Below are 18944 nucleotides of genomic sequence, written 5' to 3' on the forward strand. Positions count from 1 at the left end.
GTTTCCTCTGCTTAGCCTCGTACATCCACCACTGCAGGAGATGCATGCCATGAGAGCGTTGACCTATCACGGAGCCAACGATGTCCGGGTCGATACCGTGCCTGACCCCAGCCTTCAGGAGCCGGACGACATCATCCTCAGGGTGACGGCCACCGCCATCTGCGGCTCGGACCTGCACCTCTATCGGGGCAAGATCCCGCAGACTGAATCGGGCGATATCTTCGGCCATGAATTCATGGGCATCGTCGAGGCCACCGGCAAGGACGTCACCCACCTGCAGGTTGGCGACCGTGTGGTGATCCCCTTCGTCATCGCCTGCGGCAGTTGCTTCTTCTGCCAGCACGATTTGTTTGCCGCGTGCGAAACCACCAATACGGGGCGCGGCTCCATCGTCAACAAGAAAGGCATCCCACCGGGGGCAGCCTTGTTTGGCTACAGCCATCTGTATGGCGGCATTCCTGGCGGGCAGGCCGACTATGTGCGCGTGCCCAAAGCCAATGTCGGCCCCTTCAAAGTGCCCACCGACCTGGCCGACGACAAGGTACTGTTTCTCTCCGATATCCTGCCGACCGCCTGGCAAGCGGTGGTCAATGCTGAAGTCGGCCCGGGTTCGTCGGTGGCAATTTACGGTGCCGGGCCGGTGGGGCTGCTGAGCGCTGCCTGTGCGCGAATGCTTGGGGCACAGACCGTGTTCATGGTCGACGACAATGACTACCGCCTGGCGTATGCCCAAGAGGCTTACGGGGTTGTCCCGATCAACTTCGAGCAGGATGACGACCCGGCCGACAGCATCATCCGCCACACACCGGGGATGCGCGGTGTGGATGCCGTGATCGATGCAGTCGGCTTCGAGGCCAAGGGCAGCACCGCAGAAACCGTGATGACGGCGCTGAAGATCGAGGGCAGCAGCGGCAAGGCCTTGCGCCAAAGCATCGCTGCCGTGCGTCGCGGCGGCGTGGTCAGCGTGCCCGGGGTGTATGCCGGCTTCATTCATGCCTTCATGTTCGGTGACGCGTTCGACAAGGGCCTGACATTCAAGATGGGCCAGACCCATGTGCACAAGTACTTGCCTGAACTGTTGGAGCATATCGAGGCCGGGCGCTTGCAACCGGAGATGATCGTTACGCACCGACTTGCCCTGGAAGAAGCAGCCCTTGGCTACAAGCTGTTCGACCAGAAACAGGACAGTTGCCGAAAAGTCATTCTTGTTCCGGGGGCGGCACCCGGAACCCTGGGCAGCGAGTTCGCATAGCGCTGATGAGGGCGGTGCAATCAGGCCCCGCCCTCCCCAACCGATCAGGCCAGCTGGATGTACACCGCGTAAGTGCCCAGCAACACCCAGAAGCCAAGAAAGATCCAGGGCGTGCGAAGTGAGAACAGCAGGGATTTGCGATGCCCCGCCCGGGAGGTTTCAGCCTCACAGAACAGCGGCGATTCATCGTAGGCCAAGCCCATCATCGGCTCACTGCGCAGCAGGTGGCTTTGCTTGAGCTGCCAGTGATCGATGATCCGATAGGCAGCGCGAATACCCGGCCAGGCATTGAGCGAACTCAGAACACCCAGCAGCGCGAGAAAGGCAGGCACGATCAGGGTGAACATCTCACCCCAGCTCTGGTTCAGGTTGCCCATGGATGACACGAACGCAATCACCAGAAAAGACTGTGCAGCAAGATAGGCGTCGGTCCGGTTGGCCAGGATGGTGGTTTCGTACTGGATTTCCCTTCGATAGAAATCAAGACGTTCCTTGGCGGTACCAAACATTCTTGCATTCTTTTCCTCGACCTCATGTTCAGGCGTCGATGGCGTGATGATACGAGGCACTTGCAGGCTCCGGTGTCGTTAAGCCTTACGCGAAATGCGGGCTGTTCAGCGATAGAGCCATCAAGCGAGCGAAAAATTCAGTGTATCCGCGTGGCCTGACCGTCCGTCGTTGAAACCCGGCATCCACTCCAACACTCGCGATACGACCCTTTCGAATCGGTATGAACGTTCTCAACTGAAGGAGCTTCTGCCATGCGCGACTACCCCACCCCACCCTTCCCGTCACAGCCGCAAAACGTGCCAGGCGCTCAACGCAAGATGGAGCCCTACCCCGATTGTGGCGAGCAGACGTACACCGGCAGCGGCCGCCTCGATGGCAAGATCGCGCTGATTACCGGTGCCGACAGCGGCATCGGCCGTGCGGTGGCCATTGCCTATGCCCGCGAAGGGGCAGACGTTGCCATTGCCTATCTCGATGAGCACGACGATGCGCAGGAAACCGCGCGCTGGGTCGAGGCCGCAGGCCGGCAATGCCTGCTGCTGCCCGGTGACCTGCGGCAAAAACAGCAGTGCTACGACATCGTCGACAAGACCGTGGCGCAATTTGGCCGTATCGACATCCTGGTCAACAACGCGGCGTTTCAGATGGCACATGAGTCGCTTGATGAAATCGACGATGACGAGTGGGTGATGACCTTTGATGTCAATATCACTGCTATCTTCCGCATTTGCCAACGGGCTTTGCCCTCGATGCCCAAAGGCAGCTCGATCATCAACACCAGTTCGGTCAACTCCGATGACCCCTCGCCCAAGTTGCTGGCCTATGCCGCCACCAAAGGCGCCATCGCCAACTTCACTGCAGGCCTGGCGCAATTGCTGGCAGACAAGGGCATCCGGGTCAACAGCGTGGCACCTGGGCCAATCTGGACGCCGCTGATCCCAGCGACCATGCCCGATGAGGCTGTGAAGAACTTTGGCTCGGGCTACCCGATGGGCAGGCCGGGGCAGCCCGTCGAGGTGGCGCCGGTGTACGTATTGCTCGGGTCCGATGAGGCCAGCTACATCTCTGGCGCGCGCTACGCAGTAACGGGCGGCAAGCCTGTGCTGTGAAATGCCCTGGCCCTTGCCAGCTCAACCGCTGCCGGCGAAGTTCACATCATTGGCATCGTCGTAAGTGTTGCGGGTTGCACATTCGAACTCAGCTTCGGCGCGTGTTGGAAAACTCAAACTGAGGCGGATCTTGTCTTGTGTGTCGTATAAGTCGTAGCCCTCACCCAGGGCACTGGGGAAAGCGATGCGCCGAGGCAAGATCTCTTGTTGACGAGGTACGGCGGGAACCACAACAAAGCGCCTGTGCATGATCAGCCCTCTTCCGGCAGTTCTTTAGTATTAGTCCGACTATGACAAAGACTCAAGACGACTCATGCAAAGTTTTTTATTTCGCAGCATCCAATGCCAACAGCACCGAGGCTATTGGAGCCACAAATGCCGCCCCCCCAGTTGTTCAGGCGTTTTGTCTGAATCTGGCGCAATAAATGAACAGCCTCAAACGGTCACGGAGTCACAACTGAACACAGACCTTCCTGTGTTCGAATAGAGGTATGCGGTCATGGCTAACAATCAGGACAGGGGCGCAAATCAAGGCGACAACGCCGACTCCAAGGCCGGCGATGCAGGCCAAAGAGGTGGCCAGGGTGCAGGCGGTGACATGCCCGACAAAAAAAAAGGCAGCCAGCAACCTGGGCAAAAGCCTGAAGACAAGATGAACAAGGATTGGGAACGCTCCAGCGACACCGGCAGCCAGGGTGGGCAGGCAGGTACAGATCAATCCACCGGGCAAAACCCGTCTGGCCCTGGCCGTATGGGCGGCGGTCAAGCCGATCAAGGCAATACGCAGCACCAGGACAAAAATCGTTGATGCCATTGGCCCCGGGGTGGCATTGCTGCCCTGGGGCCAGAACGCAGGCGCATGTCGCTAGAGTTTGAAGCGCACATGAATCGTGCTTTTACGTTCACTGCGATCCACCGTGATCGCCAGGCTGCCATAGCCCGAATAGCTTTTTACCAGGCGCATGCCCAGCCCGGTACCGGTAGGTTTGGGGTAAGACTCCGGAAAGCCATCGCCCTCGTCCGAGACCGTGATCAGGGCATGATCACCGTGGCCCATTACGCTGACGTCCACCGTGCCTCTTCCATACTTCAGCGAGTTGGTGATCAGTTCGGATATCACCAGGCCCAGGGGCGCCATTCTTTCGGGCGCAAGAATGAACGTGTCAGCATGCAGCACTATCTTGCGGTCGGCCAATGCCTTGCCCAGATCACCCAGCAGCGCCTCTAGATAATCCGAAACGCGCACGTGTTGCGTTTCAGCATTCTGATAAAGACGCTCATGGACGCTGGCAATAGTCAGTACGCGGGTCGCGGCTGTTTCCAGTTGCAGTTTGACCGCTTCATCAGCGGCCATGTTTGCCTGCAACAGCAATAAGGTGTTGACCAAGTGCAGGCTGTTCTTCACTCGGTGGTGGATTTCTTCCAGGTGCAGGTCGGTTTTATTCAACTTGGTATTTTGTGCATCGATCAACGATAACAATTGGGCTTCATGATGCCGACGTTCGGTAATGTCACGCGACACGGCGATAATCTTTGCAAATTCGCCCTGCTCGCCAAATATTGGCGCCACCGTCACATCCCACCATTTCGGCTCATTCTGCAGGGTTGGGCAGAACGCCTCGAAGCGCGCTGACTCCCCACCCGTTACTCTTCTGATAGCGTCCAGCACCACACTGCGGGATTCATCTGGCCAGATCTGCGGCCACGCCACCCCACGTATCTGAGCGAGGTCGCCGATGTGCAACAGGCACATGCCGGCCTCGTTCATGAACTCGATGTCGCCACTCGCCGAGAGGATTATCACGCAGTCGGGGCTGGCGTTCAGCACACTTTCGGAATACGGGTCCGAAGACTGCATGTCTGCGCCTGCAGTGATCCTTTCCACCGCCATGGAGATGACATTGGCAATGCCTTCCAGGAACACCAGGTCGCTTTCGATGAAGTCCTCGCCATTGCTGCTGTCCGCTTCGAGTACACCGAATGGGGCGGTGGTGCCTCGAATAGGCACGTTGATCGCTCGCTCGATGCCGTATTTCTTGAGCAGCGAGGGGGTTCTGAAACGTTGCTCCTGCCCCAGATGGTTCGACAGCACAGGCCTGTAGGTCGAGATGGCGTAGCCCGCAGGGCTGGCGATATCCCCCCCCACCGTGGCGTGCCCGATATCAGCGTCATCCCAACCCACACCATGGGACAGCAAAAACTCATCGCTGTCAGGTATCGGCGTAAGCACCTTGGCAAAGCGGGTGTCCATGCCCTTGGCCACGGCAGAGCAGGCTTGGGTCAGCAACGTATCCAGGTCAGACGACTTGAGTGACATGACGCCGTACTCGACCACCAGTTCATGCTGGCGATGAAGCCTGGCGTGCGACTTCTGCAACGCGGCGCGAATCGTTTCGTCAGGGGTTTGATGCATGGGGACGATATCCAAAGCTGGTTGAGATGCACGCTGAAACGGTTGCGCCGCTGTGCCAGACGTCACGTAACATAGCAGCAGATGCCACGCTAAGAACATGGCTGACAGACGTGAATTCAGCTATCTGGTTTATCACCGCTCATCGCCTGGGCGCAACGACGAAAACAGTCTAACTGCGCGGCAAGCAGATGCGCCCTGCGCTACCCAAGGCCTGTTCGCACCTTATGGAGCAGGTCACTGACCTGAAACGGTTTGATCAGCAGGTCCATCCCGGTATCCAGGAACGCCTGACGATCCAGCGCAGTCTCGGCGTAGCCGGTCATGAACAGCACCGGTAGCGCCGGGCGGTAACTACGTGCCATATCCGCCAGCTCGCGGCCGCTCATGCCTGGCAGCCCGACATCGGTCAAGAGCAATTCGATACTGGCGTCTTCACGCAGGCGGTCCAGCGCTTGTTCGGTGGTCTCCGCCAAGGTGCAACGATAACCCGCATCGGCCAGCACTTCTGCCACCGACAGGCGTACCGAGGCCATGTCTTCGACAACCAGCACATGCTCGCCGGCGCCCTGCTGGTTCAACGGCGACGCTTGCTCCTCACAGGCCACCTGACGGCTACTGGCCGGCAACATCAACGTCACCTCGGTGCCCTGCCCTGGCACGCTGCGGATCGACACATGCCCGCTCGATTGGCGGGCAAAGCCGTAGATGGTCGACAACCCCAGCCCGGTACCTTGGCCGACCGGTTTGGTGGTGAAAAAGGGGTCGAAGACCCTTTCCAGAACCTCAGGCTCGATGCCAGCGCCATCGTCGCGTACGGTCACCGCCACATAGGGGCCGTCTTGCAGGTAGGCATTGCCGTGCGACCAACTCGCGGCAGTGTTGACCCAGATATGCCCACCCTGGGCCAAGGCATCACGGGCGTTGATCACCAGGTTGAGCACTGCACTCTCCAGCTGGATCGGGTCGACCAGGGCAATCGTCGGCTCGCTGGAAAGCTCCAGCTGCAGCACAATACGTTCGCCAATGGTGCGGGTGATCAGCTCTTCAAGCGAGCGAACCCGTTCGTTGACGTCCACCGGGCGGGTGTCGAGCGGTTGCTGACGTGCGAACGCCAACAGCCTGTGGGTCAGCGATGCTGCGCTCATGGCCGAACTGAGCGCAGCGTCTGCGTAGGTGGGGATTTTCTCCAGTTGGTTTTGCCCCACCCGTTTGCGGATCAGTTCCAGGCTGGTAATGATACCGGTCAGCAGGTTGTTGAAATCATGGGCGATCCCGCCTGTGAGGCTGCCCAGGGCATCCATCTTCTGCAATTGCAGCAATTGCGCCTCGGTCTGCGCCCGCTGCGCCATTTCCCGCGCCAGGCGGGTATTGGCGTCGTCCAGGCGCGCCAGGTGCGAGCGCTCGCGGTGGCGATGCTCGGTGACGTCCTCGACAAACACCAGGCATAACCCCGGCGCCCGGTAGGGCGAGAGCTGCCATTCGGTGTCGCGTTGCAGGCCGCGCACGCTCATGCCCAGGGTGCCACGCCAGCGCCGGCCATCGGCCATGTGCTGGCGCAAGGCGACAATGGCGGCTTGCTGGCCGTCGACAAAGCACTCCTGCAGTGTGTCGGGGTTGCGGTTGTCCTGGATCAGCTGGGCAAATGCACGGTTGCACTCATGCACCTTGAGCCCGGCACCGAGCACGGCGATCGGTGCCGACACATTGTTGAAAATTTCCCGGAAGTTGGCCTCGCTTGCGCGCAGCGCCCGCTCGGTATCGCGCACCCGCATCAGGGTCCGAAGGGTGGCGACCAGTACGTCCGGGTCCACCGGGTGCACCAGGTAGGCGTCGGCACCGGCATCGAGCCCGGTAATGATGTCGCCGGTTTGGATCGACGCCGCCGACACGTGAATCACCGGCAGCAAGGCGGTCTCAGGGTCGGCACGGAGCAACCGGACAATATCGAAGCCGCTCATGTCGGGCAGGTTGACATCCAGGATCAACCCATCGATCTGCTCACTGTGGATCAGTGCCAACCCGTCGCCACCGGTGCCCGCTTCAAGGATCTGGTAGCCATGCAACGCCAGGCGCCGGCGCAGCGCATAGCGGGTGGCTGCGTTGTCGTCGATGATGAGCAGGCGAATGTCAGGGTTCATCAGCGCTCTCCTGAGCCAGAGCCAGCGCAATGATGACAAAGAACGTGGAACCGGCGCCCGGTACGCTCTCCACCCCCACCTCGCCGCCCAACAAGGCCGCGAAGCGTTTGCACAGTGACAAGCCAAGGCCGGTGCCGCGCAGGCGTTTCTGCAGCGGCGAGTCGATCTGGGCGAAGTCTTCGAACAAGCCACCCAGCAGCTCAGGGGCGATGCCGATGCCGGTGTCGGTGACAGCAAAACGGATCTGGTCGTTGCCCAGCAGTTGCGCCGACACCCGCACCTCTCCGCGGGTGGTGAACTTGAGCGCATTGGCGATGAAATTGCGCAGGATCTGCGCCAGCTTCTTGTCATCGGTGTAGATCTGCGGCACCCCCTCTGGCTCTTCGAAGATCAGGTCCACGCTAGCGGTGTCGACGATTGGCCGGAACATCCCGCGCAAGGCGGCGAACAGGTCGAGCATGTCGAACCAGGCTGGCGAGATGGTGATACGGCCGGCCTCGATCTTGGCCAGGTCGAGCAGGTCGTCGACCATGTCGCTGAGTTCGCGCGTTGCAATGCTGACGAAGGCCACCTGCAATTGCTGCTCCTTGCTCAGCGGCCCGTCCACCTCATCGGCGAGCAGGCTGGTGATGCTCAGGATCGAGCCCAGCGGCGTGCGGAACTCATGGCTCATGTAGGAAAGGAAGCGGCTTTTCAGGTCCGATGCCTGGCGTAACTGCTCGGCTTGGGTGTCCAGCTCTGCATAGAGCGCCAGCACCCCCTGGTTGGTTTCTTCCAGTTCTGCGCGCAGCGCTTCATTTTCGGCCTGCAGGCGTGCCACACAGGCAGCCTGCGCGGCGCGGTTTTCGGGCGTTGACTCAGGCATGCACGGTCTCCAGGTCGAGCACCAGCACAGTCACATCGTCCCGCCCACGGCAGAAGTCGCGATGCAGTACCGCAGCGATCACGGCCGGGTGGCGGTGTAGCAGGCCCGGGTAGGCTTGGAGGTTCCAGCGCGATTGCAGGCCGTCACTGAACATGATCAACAGATTCCCCTTCACACGAGCGTAGTCGAACACTTGCCCCTTGCGGTATTGCCCGCCGACGATGCCCGGGTGAGAGGCCAGGCCACGCGGTCTATCGCCACCGACCAATGTTGCGCCAATGTTACCGATGCCGATGAACTTCACGCTGTCGTGCCCCCCTTCATACTGGGCAATCGCAACAGCCCCACCGCGCGTACCTGCCATGGCCTGGTGCAATTCGCCCAGCAGATGTAGCGGTGCACTGAACGGGCTCTGGGCGAACGCCTGGGCACCGGCCTTGGCGGCGCGTTCAGCCTCCTCGCCATGGCCCAGGCCGTCGATCAGCAACACACTCAATCGCTGCTCGCCGAGCGTCACGTGCCACGTATCACCGCAGGCCGGGTCGTCATGCAGCGAATGCTGGCTGATACCCAGGCGAATGTCCCTGGGCGTATCAGCCTGTTTATAAAGGCGCGCCAGCACCACGGCCCCTTGGGCATCGCTGTGCACATCGAATACCTGCGCCAAGCGGCTGACAGCGCCCAGGCCAATACCCGCGGTTGCGCCGGTGGAGTAACCGTCGACCAGGCAATGGTTGAGGTCGAAACCTTGGCCGCGATCCACCGCCAGCAGTTCGATGCCAGGCTGGCTGGCAGGGCCAAGCACGCGCAGGTGCAGTTCGCCGCATTTGGCATGCTTGAGCACATTGCTGGCCAGTTCGGTCGCGACAATGGCCGCCCGGCCCGCATCGGTGGCGTCAAAGCCCTGCTGTTCGGCGAGTTTCTGCGCGACCCGTCGGGCGTGCCCGACCTGGGTGCCATCATCAATGCGCAGGACCTGGGTCAGGCTTGCGGTCAGGTTCAAATCCATCGGGTGATCATTACCCGGGTGCCTTGCCCGGGCGCGGTATTCAGTTCGAACTCATCGACCAGGCGTCGCGCCCCGGTCAGGCCAAGGCCCAAGCCACTGCCGGATGTCCAGCCATCGGTCAAGGCCAGTTTGATGTCGGCAATGCCTGGCCCCTCATCCCGGAAGACCAGACGTACACCCGTACGCCCAGCCTCTTCGATGACCTCCCAGTCCATGTCGCCGCCCCCGCCGTACACCACGGTGTTGCGGGCCAGCTCACTCACGGCCGTGACCAGCTTGGTCAGGTCGACCAGGCGCATGCCGCAGTCACTGGCGAGCTTGCGCGTCAATTGGCGGGCCAGCACGACGTCCTGTTCGATGCGTACCGGCTGGCTGCCATGCTCGCGAATGGTCATGGGCGGCCTACCCGCTTGCGCAACAGGTGCATGCCACGATCGACATTGAGTGCAGTGCTGACCCCGGGCAGGGTTAGCCCGAGCTCCACCAGAGTGATCGCGACCGCTGGCTGCATGCCGACCAGGACGGTCTCGGCATCCATGATCCGTGACAACCCCGAAATAGTGGCGATCATGCGGCCGATGAACGAATCGACCATGTCCAGCGCCGAGATGTCGATCAGCACGCCACGGCGCTGACCGCCGCATGCTGGCTGATCAGGTTTTCCAGGGTCAACGAGCTGATCCACTCCCCGCCCGTCTTGATCACGTCCTTGATCCGGTCCTTGATCTCCAACACCCCGTGGCGGTCGATCGAGCCCATGTCACCGGTGTGCAGCCAGCCGTCCTGCCACAGTTCGGCGCCTTTGAGCGGCTCGTTCAGGTAGCCCTGGGTCACACCGGTGGATATCCGCGTGATTGCCGCCACCCATTGCGACTTGCCTGCGCGCATCGCCAGCGGGCAGTTTCGCGCCGCCCTGTGTGCCCCCGCCCTGGAGGGCGCCGATGGCCTCGCCCTGGCCAGCCTGTTCCCGGAGTTTTTCCAACAGCCGCAGGCCCCCACCCAGCCACTGGCCTTCAACGACAACCTGCGCAGCCTGGGCAAGGCCGCCGAGGCGGCGCATGCCCGGCGTACGCTGGCCAGCTACGACGGCAACATGGAGCAAGCCGCACGTAGCCTGGGTGTCAGCCGCAGCACCCTGTGGCGGCGGCTGCGGGCGCAGCCCTGAGCGGCGGGCGCAGCCATGCTTAGCTTACGGATGACTTATCGCGTAACGCCCGATACCCTTGGCTTCTGCAGGCCTGAGGGTTTCAGGCTCAATTACTTCCCCCGCAGACGAACATGCCATGAAAACTGCCGCAGGTTTGCTGCTGTCTGCCATCGAGCTGGACCGCGCCAGCACCCTTCCCCTGTACCGCCAACTGTACCTGCAGATTCGCAAGCAGATACTCAACGGCAGGATGCAGGGCGGCGTCCGCCTGCCCTCGACCCGCACGTTGAGCCACGAGTTGGGGCTGTCGCGAATCACCATTCTCAACGCGTTCGATCAGTTGATTGCCGAAGGTTTCCTGGCCTCGCGCACCGGCGCCGGCACCTATGTCGGCAGCGAGTGGGAGAGCCGGGGCGGCCAGGCCGAGCAACAGCAGCCGCCACCGCGCCTGTCCGACCTGAGCCAGTCGATGCTGTCGCTGCGTAGCGACCATTTTCGCGGCATTTCGTACGCCGATTGGGACCCCGCCACACCGACGTCTTTCCTGCCCAGCCACAGCACCTATGAAGCGTTCCCCCAGGCGGTCTGGCGACGCCTGATGAACCAGCACCTGCTCAAACCCACCAGGGCGATGCTGGGGTACGGCGAGTTGCAAGGCTTGCACGCCCTGCGCAGCGCGATCGCCGAGTACGTATTCGATGCCCGTGGCATTGACTGCGAGGCCGGGCAGGTGGTGATCGTGTCCGGCGCGCAGCAAGCGTTCAACCTGCTGGGCATGCTGTTGCTCAACCCTCAGGACAGCGTGTGGATGGAAGACCCGGGGCACATCGCCGCGCGCATTGCGTTGCAGGCGCAAGGGGCACGGGTGACGGCGTTGCGTGTCGACCCTGACGGAATCGATGTTGAACAAGGATTGTGCGAGTGCCCTGAGGCGCGGCTGGTGTTTTGCACACCCTCGCGCCAGCACCCGCTGGGCGTCACCTTGAGCTATGCGCGGCGCCAGGCACTGATCGACTGGGCCGCACAGCAACAGAGCTGGATCATCGAGGACGATTGCGACAGCGAGTTGCGCTACAGCGGCCGCCTGCTGCCCGCGCTGTACGCCCTGGACCAGATGGCCCGGGTGATCTATGTCGGCACCTTCAGCAAAGTGCTGTTTCCATCACTCAGGCTGGGCTACGTGATTCTGCCGCCGGCGCTGGTCGAGCCCTTCTGCACCCTGCGTGCAGTCATGGACCGCAGCCCGCCGACGCTGCTGCAGGCAACCACCGCAGACTTCATGGCCCAAGGTCACTTCATTGGCCACATCCGCCGCATACGCGGCCTGTACAAGGCGCGCCAGCAGGCGTTGATCGAACAACTTGAACTGCAGGTTGGCGGCTTCTTCACCCTCACCCCGGCCGATGCCGGCATGCACTTGATCGCCTGGTTGCCCACCCACCTCAGCGACGCAGACATCGCCCGGCAACTGGCCGAGCATGGCATCCACACCTACCCCTTGAGCGACTACAGCATCGCCCATGCGCAACCGCCGGCGCTGCTGATCGGCTTTGCCGGCACGCCTGAAAACCAGGCCGCGACGCGGGTCGAGGCGCTGGCCCGGGCCCTGCGCGCACTGGGGTATCTGCCCGGCAACGCTTGAGGCCGGGCAAGTGGTCCTATCGATTGATGGATAATGGATCTATCGAACGTTCCTGACTGGCGCGATAAAGGCTGGGCCGGCAAAACCCGGCGTCTGAACCAGGAACGACGCTAATGAACAATAAGATCCAGGAACGTTTCAACGCCTTGCTCAGCCACAACGTGGTCGAACACGCGGCAGCCCCCATGCTGACGCCCGCCTTGGCCCAACGGTTGCTCGAACGCCTTGCACAGGTGCGCCTGTTTGCCCACGCCTATCCGCTGTTGACCAACCTCACCCACGGCCACGTCACCCCCGCCGACCTGCTGGACTTCGCCTATCGCCACGAACTGCAAGGCCTGAGCCTGCACGTGCTCGACGGCGAGCAGAACAGCCTGAGCCAGATGTCCCCCGGCCAACTCCAGGCGTTTGCCGACAAGGCCCAGGCACTGGGGCTGGACGTGCACGTGGAAATCAGCAGCACGCTGAAACAGGATGTCGACCAGGTGATCGCCATCGCCAAGGCCCTGGGGATACGCAACATCCGCGTCTACTCGCGTTACGAGGGCACGCTGTCGCGGGTCATGGACATCATCGAGAGCGACCTGCACTACCTGGCGCAACAGGCCGACGCCCACGACCTGTACTTTGACTTCGAGCAGCACGAAGAGCTCAAGAGCGACGAGATCGCCCAACTGCTCAAGCGCCTCGACCACCCACGCATGCATGCCCTGTTCGACTTCGGCAACATGATCAATGCCTGCGAACAGCCGCTGCAAGCCCTGCGTAACCTGGCGCCGCACATCCGCCAAAGCCACCTCAAGGGGGTGCGCATCGTCGCCGAACAGAACGGCTTCGGCCATTACGGCGTGCTGCAGGGCAGCGCCGAGGACGACCTGCCCAGTGCACGCATGCTGTACGAATTGCTGATGCTGGGCGACACAGCCCCGCAGGTGATCGCCTTCATCCTCGAACAGGAAAACCACTACGTGGCCCCGGCCTTCCGCCAGCAGCAGGAAGCGGCCGACCCCTTCATCGCTTATCGGGAAATGAGCGAAACACCGCTGCCTGCCGGTTTCACCCTGGCGCGCATGCTGGCCGACGAACACCGTTGGGCCAACAACCAGGTGGCCTACGTGCGCGGCCTGCTGGGCGAATTTCGCACCCTGGCCGAGCTGACCTTGGCCAACGCTTGACCCTGGCGACCCGATTACCTGCGGAGAACAACAATGACATCCCAGAACAAAGCCAAATGGCTCCGATTCCTGATCCTCATCCTGGGCGGCGGCACCGTCTACAAGCTGGCGAACCTGAAGGACGCTTTCTACGTTCCCATGCAGGAATTCATGGGCCTGAGCCACACTGAAATCGGCCTGCTGCTCAGTGCCAACGCGGTCATCGCCACAGCCCTGTTCGTGGTTGGCGGCCTGCTCGCCGACCGCTTCGAGACGCGCAAGCTGATCCCCCTCGGGCTGATCGGCACCGGTTGCCTGGGCGTGTACCTGGCGACCTTCCCCCCGTTCAGCAGTTTGTTGATCGTGTTCAGCCTGCTGGCCGTGTGCGCCGATTGCCTGTTCTGGCCCTCGCTGCTCAAGGCTATCCGCAACCTGGGTAACGACCAGGAGCAAGGGCGCCTGTTCGGCCTGCTCGAAGGCGGGCGTGGCGTGGTGGATACACTGGTCGCCTTTGCCGCACTGGGGGTGTTCGTTGCCATGGGCTCGGGCGAAAACGGCCTGAAGTCGGCGATCCTGTTCTACTCGGTGATCGACTTGCTGGCCGGTACCCTGACCTGGTTCCTGCTCAAAGGCGGCAACGCGCCGTCGGTGGCCAAACCGAAAAACAGCCTGGCGAACCTGATGGAAGCGATCAAGGTACCGGGGATCTGGCTGGTCAGCCTGAACGTGTTCATGGTCTACATCGTCTACTGCGGCCTGACCTACTTCATCCCCTACCTTAAGGAAATGTACGGTTTGCCCGTGGCGTTGGTGGGTGCCTACGGCATCATCAACCAGTACTTCCTGAAGATCCTGGGCGGGCCTGCCGGCGGTTTCATTGCCGACAAACAGTTCAAAAGCACCAGCCGCTACCTGAAATGGGCATTTCTGGCGCTGTTGCCAGTGATGGCGGTGATCCTGCTGATCCCCAAAAGCCCAGGCTTCATCTATGCCGGCATGGCCGCCACCCTGTCCTTTGCGCTGATCGTGTTCTCCATGCGCGGCGTGTTCTGGGCCCCCATGGGTGAAGTCGGCATACCCCAGCACATCACCGGGTCCGCCTTCGGCATCGGTTGCCTGATCGGCTATGCACCCGGCATGTTTGCCTACGTCATCTACGGCGCGATCCTCGACCACTTCCCTGGCCAGCAGGGTTATACCGTCGTCTTCACCTTGATGAGCCTGCTGGCCCTCGCAGGGTTCATGGTGTCCAGCCTGCTCTATCGGGCAGTGCGCAAGCAATCCGTGGCCTCTGATGGGATGCGTGCGGCGCAGGCCTGACCCGCGCAGCGCATGGGCCAGTGGCAAGCCTGAGGGGTTCGGTTTCCATGCCGGTCTGGCATCTGACGCCAGCGCGCGGTACAACTGAACCTTTTGGGAGCCCACCATGCTTGGTGTTTTTGAACGACGGCTAGACCCCTTCCCACCCGACGAGGCGCCACCCCCACCGGTCGGCCTGCTGCGCTTCCTGTGGGCGTGTACGCGTGGTGCCCGTGGCTATGTGCTTGCGCTGGCCTTGCTCAGCGCGGCGGTGTCGATCTACGAAGCCTGGTTGTTTTCCTTCCTTGGCCAGGTCGTCGACCTGCTCTCGACCTGGCAGGCCGGCGGCGCTGCAGCCGGGCAGGAACGCCGCGTGCTGTGGGGTATCGGCATCGTGCTTATGACCAGTATCGGGCTGGTGGCACTGCGCACGATGGTGCAGCACCAGGTGTTGGCGATCAATTTGCCGCTGCGCCTGCGCTGGGACTTCCATCGCCTGATGCTGCGGCAAAGCCTGTCGTTCTTTTCCGACGAGTTCTCTGGCCGGGTCACCACCAAGGTGATGCAGACGGCGCTGGCGGTGCGCGAAGTGCTGTTCACCCTCATCGAGATCGCCCCCGGTATCGGTGTGTACTTCATCGCCATCATCGCCCTGGCGGGCGGCTTCGCCTTGAAGCTGATGCTGCCGTTCATTGCCTGGGTCGCGCTATTCGGGCTGGCGATGGTGTACTTTGTGCCACGCCTGGGCAAAGTCGGCCAGGAACAGGCCCATGCGCGCTCATCGATGACCGGGCGAATTTCCGACGCCTACACCAATATCACCACCGTGAAGCTGTTTTCGCACTCCAAGCGCGAAGCGCACTTCGCGCGTGCGGCGATGGAGGATTTCAAGCAAACCGGCTTTCGCCAGATGCGCCTGGTGAGCCAGTTCGAGATCGTCAATCAGGCCCTGGTGGTCGGTTTGATCCTTGGCGCAGGCGGCTATGCCCTGTGGCTCTGGCACCAGGGTGAGGTAGGCACCGGCGCCGTGGCGGCGATTACCGCCATGGCCTTGCGTGTCAATGGCATGTCGCACTGGATCATGTGGCAGATGACCGCGCTGTTCGAGAACATCGGCACCGTGCAGGACGGCATGGCCACCTTGACCCGCGGCCCCAAGGTGCAGGATGCGCCGAACGCGAGCGTGCTGGAAACCCGCGGCGGCGCAGTGGCCTTCGACAAGGTCAGCTTCAACTACAACGGTGAACGGCAGGTGCTCGACGGCCTGAGCCTGAACATCCGCGCGGGCGAAAAAGTCGGCCTGGTGGGGCGCTCCGGCGCCGGCAAGTCGACGCTGATCAACCTGCTGCTGCGGTTCTATGACGTGGACAGCGGCGAGATTCGCATCGACGGGCAGAACATCGCCCAGGTCACCCAGGACAGCCTGCGCAGCGCCATCGGCATGGTCACGCAAGACACTTCCCTGCTGCACCGCTCGATCCGCGACAACATAGCCTACGGCCGCCCCGACGCAACCGACGCGCAAATCCGCACGGCTGCGGCCAATGCCCAGGCCGATGGTTTCATCGAACAATTGAGCGACCGGCAAGGCCATAGCGGCTACGACACGCTGGTGGGTGAACGCGGTATCAAGCTCTCCGGTGGCCAACGCCAGCGCATTGCCATCGCCCGGGTGATGCTCAAGAACGCGCCGATCCTGTTGCTCGACGAAGCGACCAGCGCGCTGGATTCGGAAGTCGAAGTCGCCATCCAGGAAAGCCTCAACGAGATGATGCAAGGCAAGACCGTCATCGCCATCGCCCATCGGCTGTCCACGATCGCGGCCATGGACCGGCTTATCGTCATGGATGAGGGGCGCATCATCGAGCAAGGCACCCACGCCGAACTGCTGGCCCGCAACGGCACCTACGCCAGGCTCTGGCAGCACCAGAGTGGCGGGTTCCTGGGTGAGGACCAGGGGGTGGCGGAGGCTATGGAGTAAGCCTGAGCGGTGGCAGCCGGTTGCGAAGGCTGCCCCTCACCCGGAAGGTGGCGCTGTTTGCAGGCGCTCGGCATCGGTTATACTTGTTAATCATTTTTTCCCTACCCCCCTGACACACGAGACCGCATGAAGACTTCCCCTGCACTCCAATCGGGCGCCGACGGCAGCGAGGCCAGCGCGCCGGCAGACCTCAATGACCTGGTTGGCTACGCCTTGCGTCGCGTGCAGATGAAGGTGTTTCAGCACCTTGTCGATTGCCTGACACCGTACGAGCTGCGGCCTGCACAGTTCTCCGCGTTGGCGATCATCGCGCAGAACCCCGGCCCCACGCAGGCCGAGCTGGCCAAGGCGCTGAACATCGAGCCGCCCCAGGTCGTGCCCCTGCTCAACAAACTGGAAGAAGCCGGGCTGGCCCTGCGGGTGCGCAGCAAGGCAGATAAGCGCTCGTATGGCCTGTACCTGAGCAAGGCGGGTGAGAAGCTGCTGAAAACGCTGTACGGCGTCGCCGAAGAAAGCGACCGCGCCGCCACTGCCAACCTGAATGATGACGAGCGCCAGCAGTTGCTCGCCCTGCTGCGCAAGGCTTATTAGGCTGCCGGAAGGGTTGCCCAGCCCTTTGAACTGCGCTGTCGCGCAGAGAACCTGTGGGAGCGGGCTTGAAGGGGGGTGTCAGCCCACGAACGGCAATGGCAGCTGCGCCGCGTGCAGCCGCTGCAGCCGATAGGCAAAACGCAACCACAGATGGTCAAAGAAATACGCCGCCGTCTGGCGTTTGCGCCGGTAGAACGGTTGATCCGCGTGCACCAGTGCCAGGCGCGCCGACCGGGCCCAGGCATGGCCCAGCAACAACATTGCCAATGCCTGGAGAAAATCACCCGCAGCGCGGTAGGCGTACTCCTGGTCATCATGCTCGACAAGCCCACCCACCCACGTCTGCAAGCCGTCGCTGGCAACGCGCAGCTGCTGCGCCCAGCGCATGCCTTCAGCGTCGCTGGCCAGGCCTGCTTCTTCCAGCACGTGGGCCAACAGTGCTTGCAGGGCCTCGCCACCATCGCCCAAGACCTTGCGCAGCAACAGGTCGTTGGCCTGGATCTCGTTGGTGCCCTCGTAGATCATCGCCACGCGGCTGTCGCGCACGGTTTGCTCGATGCCCGACTCGGTGACATAACCGTAACCGCCGAACACCTGCAGCGCGTCACTGGCCAGTTGAAACCCTTGCTCGGTGAAAAAGGCTTTGACCACCGGGGTGAGCAAGGCGATGCGCGCCTCCAGCGCTTGCCGGGCCATGCTTTGCGCCTGTTCGGCAAGGTCAATCAGGTGGGCGCTCCAATAACCGATGGCCCGCATGCCTTCGGTCATCGCCCGAGACTGCCAGAGCACCTGGCGCACGGCCGGGTGAAAAGCCACAGGGTCCGCCGCAGCGGCCAATGCACCTTCGGGGCGTAGCACCGCGCGCATCTGCAGGCGCGCCTGCGCATACGCCAAGGCGCGCTGGCCGGCGCTTTCGGCATGGGCCAGGCCCTGCAGGCCCACGTAGGTACGGGCACTGTTCATCATCACGAACAACGCTGCCAAGCCACCCTGCGGCTCGCCGACAAGCCAGCCTTCGGCCTGGTCGAAACTCAGGCTGCAGGTGGCGCTGGCGTGAATACCCATCTTGTGTTCGATGCCGGTGCAATGAACGCCATTGAGCTGGCCTTGCTCAGTCAGCTTGGGTACCAGAAACAGCGAAATCCCACGGCTGCCTGCGGGCGCATCGGGCAACCGCGCCAGCACCAGGTGCAGGATATTGTCGGTCAGGTCGTGCTCGCCGCCGGAAATGAATACTTTGTTGCCGGTCAGCCGATAAGCCCCGGCTTCATCTACCCGCGCTTGTGTGCGCAGCAGCCCCACATCGCTACCGGCCTGGGGTTCGGTCAGGCACATGGTGGGCAGGCACTCACCGCTGACGATTTTGCCAAGCCAGGCCTGGCGAAGCTCGGCAGAGCCAAACTGACGCAGGCATTCGTAGGCGCCATGGGCAATGCCGCTGTACATGGCCCAGCCATGGTTGCAGGCGTAGATCACTTCGTGCAGCGCAGCGCCGAGCAGCAGCGGCAGGCCCTGCCCGCCGTGCGCCTGCGCGCAGGCCAAGCCTGGCCAGCCGCCGTCCACATAACGCTGGTAAGCCTGGCGAAACCCGGTTGGCGTGCTCACATGGCCGTCCTGGAACCGGCAGCCTTCGCGATCACCGGGCCTGTTCAGCGGCACTAGTTGCTGTTCTGCAAAGCGCGCGCCCTCCTCCAGCAACTGTTGCGCCAGGGCACTGTCGACGCCAGCGAAGCGCTCGCATTCGGCCCACGCCGCCGGTGCCTGCAGCCAATGATCGATCACAAAACGGATGTCTTGCAGCGGAGCGCGATAGCTGTGCACGTGAAACTCCTTG

General features: G+C 62.3%; 17 protein-coding genes and 2 pseudogenes. 9 read left to right on the forward strand and 10 right to left on the reverse strand.

Annotated features, from left to right (window positions below):
- Positions 1–49: 49 nt before the first annotated feature.
- On the forward strand, positions 50–1252 hold the full coding sequence (locus tag HU766_RS22970; RefSeq protein WP_186660897.1) for a zinc-dependent alcohol dehydrogenase: 1203 nt from the start codon (positions 50–52) through the stop codon (positions 1250–1252).
- A gap of 44 nt (positions 1253–1296) precedes the next feature.
- Here HU766_RS22970 and HU766_RS22975 read toward each other — a convergent pair whose 3' ends face one another.
- Positions 1297–1821, reverse strand: a complete 525-nt coding sequence (locus HU766_RS22975; protein ID WP_186660899.1) for a hypothetical protein — start codon at positions 1819–1821, stop codon at positions 1297–1299.
- Between the two features lie 192 nt (positions 1822–2013).
- Between HU766_RS22975 and HU766_RS22980 the strand changes: the two genes are divergently transcribed.
- A complete protein-coding gene (locus HU766_RS22980) occupies positions 2014–2871 on the forward strand; it encodes an SDR family oxidoreductase (protein ID WP_186660901.1) in 858 nt (285 codons plus the stop codon).
- 21 nt (positions 2872–2892) lie between these two features.
- Here HU766_RS22980 and HU766_RS22985 read toward each other — a convergent pair whose 3' ends face one another.
- Positions 2893–3126, reverse strand: coding sequence for a hypothetical protein (locus HU766_RS22985; protein WP_186661003.1), 234 nt, complete (start codon positions 3124–3126; stop codon positions 2893–2895).
- 343 nt (positions 3127–3469) lie between these two features.
- On the opposite strand from HU766_RS22985, the gene HU766_RS22990 reads away from it, so the two are divergent.
- Positions 3470–3679 carry a hypothetical protein gene (locus HU766_RS22990; protein ID WP_238338658.1) on the forward strand — a complete coding sequence of 70 codons (210 nt, stop codon included), beginning with the start codon at positions 3470–3472 and terminating at the stop codon, positions 3677–3679.
- Positions 3680–3736: 57 nt separating this feature from the next.
- Here the strand turns inward: HU766_RS22990 and HU766_RS22995 are convergent, their stop codons facing one another.
- The 7 genes and pseudogenes from HU766_RS22995 to HU766_RS26465 form a co-directional block, all read right to left on the reverse strand.
- Positions 3737–5284 carry a histidine kinase dimerization/phosphoacceptor domain -containing protein gene (locus HU766_RS22995; RefSeq protein WP_186661011.1) on the reverse strand — a complete coding sequence of 516 codons (1548 nt, stop codon included), beginning with the start codon at positions 5282–5284 and terminating at the stop codon, positions 3737–3739.
- Positions 5285–5484: 200 nt separating this feature from the next.
- Positions 5485–7422 (reverse strand): response regulator, encoded by a 1938-nt coding sequence (locus tag HU766_RS23000; RefSeq protein WP_186660904.1) that lies wholly within the window; start codon positions 7420–7422, stop codon positions 5485–5487.
- On the reverse strand, positions 7412–8287 hold the full coding sequence (locus HU766_RS23005) for an ATP-binding protein (RefSeq protein WP_186660905.1): 876 nt from the start codon (positions 8285–8287) through the stop codon (positions 7412–7414). The genes HU766_RS23000 and HU766_RS23005 overlap by 11 nt, the downstream gene beginning before the upstream one ends.
- Complete coding sequence (locus tag HU766_RS23010; RefSeq protein WP_186660906.1) at positions 8280–9296, reverse strand: anti-sigma regulatory factor; 1017 nt, start codon at positions 9294–9296, stop codon at positions 8280–8282. Before HU766_RS23010 ends, HU766_RS23005 begins: the two co-directional genes overlap by 8 nt.
- Positions 9287–9691, reverse strand: a complete 405-nt coding sequence (locus tag HU766_RS23015) for an anti-sigma regulatory factor (RefSeq protein ID WP_186660907.1) — start codon at positions 9689–9691, stop codon at positions 9287–9289. The genes HU766_RS23010 and HU766_RS23015 overlap by 10 nt, the downstream gene beginning before the upstream one ends.
- Positions 9688–9924 (reverse strand): annotated as a pseudogene (locus HU766_RS23020) (STAS domain-containing protein); the annotation flags it as partial. The pseudogene HU766_RS23020 and the gene HU766_RS23015, both read right to left, overlap by 4 nt.
- Positions 9918–10130 (reverse strand): annotated as a pseudogene (locus HU766_RS26465) (fatty acid--CoA ligase); the annotation flags it as partial. The pseudogenes HU766_RS26465 and HU766_RS23020, both read right to left, overlap by 7 nt.
- 16 nt (positions 10131–10146) lie before the next feature.
- Here HU766_RS26465 and HU766_RS26470 point away from each other — a divergent pair.
- From HU766_RS26470 to HU766_RS23055, 6 genes are all read left to right on the forward strand, one after another.
- A complete protein-coding gene (locus tag HU766_RS26470) occupies positions 10147–10461 on the forward strand; it encodes a helix-turn-helix domain-containing protein (RefSeq protein WP_346656723.1) in 315 nt (104 codons plus the stop codon).
- Positions 10462–10579: 118 nt separating this feature from the next.
- Positions 10580–12085 (forward strand): PLP-dependent aminotransferase family protein, encoded by a 1506-nt coding sequence (locus HU766_RS23035; protein WP_186660911.1) that lies wholly within the window; start codon positions 10580–10582, stop codon positions 12083–12085.
- 113 nt (positions 12086–12198) lie between these two features.
- Complete coding sequence (locus HU766_RS23040; RefSeq protein WP_186660922.1) at positions 12199–13260, forward strand: TIM barrel protein; 1062 nt, start codon at positions 12199–12201, stop codon at positions 13258–13260.
- Between the two features lie 33 nt (positions 13261–13293).
- Positions 13294–14559 carry an MFS transporter gene (locus tag HU766_RS23045; RefSeq protein ID WP_186660924.1) on the forward strand — a complete coding sequence of 422 codons (1266 nt, stop codon included), beginning with the start codon at positions 13294–13296 and terminating at the stop codon, positions 14557–14559.
- 106 nt (positions 14560–14665) lie between these two features.
- Positions 14666–16519, forward strand: a complete 1854-nt coding sequence (locus tag HU766_RS23050) for an ABC transporter ATP-binding protein (RefSeq protein WP_186660926.1) — start codon at positions 14666–14668, stop codon at positions 16517–16519.
- 126 nt (positions 16520–16645) lie between these two features.
- Positions 16646–17110 carry a MarR family transcriptional regulator gene (locus tag HU766_RS23055; RefSeq protein WP_033698571.1) on the forward strand — a complete coding sequence of 155 codons (465 nt, stop codon included), beginning with the start codon at positions 16646–16648 and terminating at the stop codon, positions 17108–17110.
- Positions 17111–17188: 78 nt separating this feature from the next.
- On the opposite strand, the gene HU766_RS23060 is transcribed toward HU766_RS23055, so the two are convergent.
- A complete protein-coding gene (locus tag HU766_RS23060; RefSeq protein WP_186660928.1) occupies positions 17189–18931 on the reverse strand; it encodes an acyl-CoA dehydrogenase family protein in 1743 nt (580 codons plus the stop codon).
- Positions 18932–18944: the final 13 nt, after the last annotated feature.

It is taken from the genome of Pseudomonas sp. SWRI77, from assembly GCF_014269105.1.
Lineage (GTDB): Bacteria > Pseudomonadota > Gammaproteobacteria > Pseudomonadales > Pseudomonadaceae > Aquipseudomonas > Aquipseudomonas capeferrum.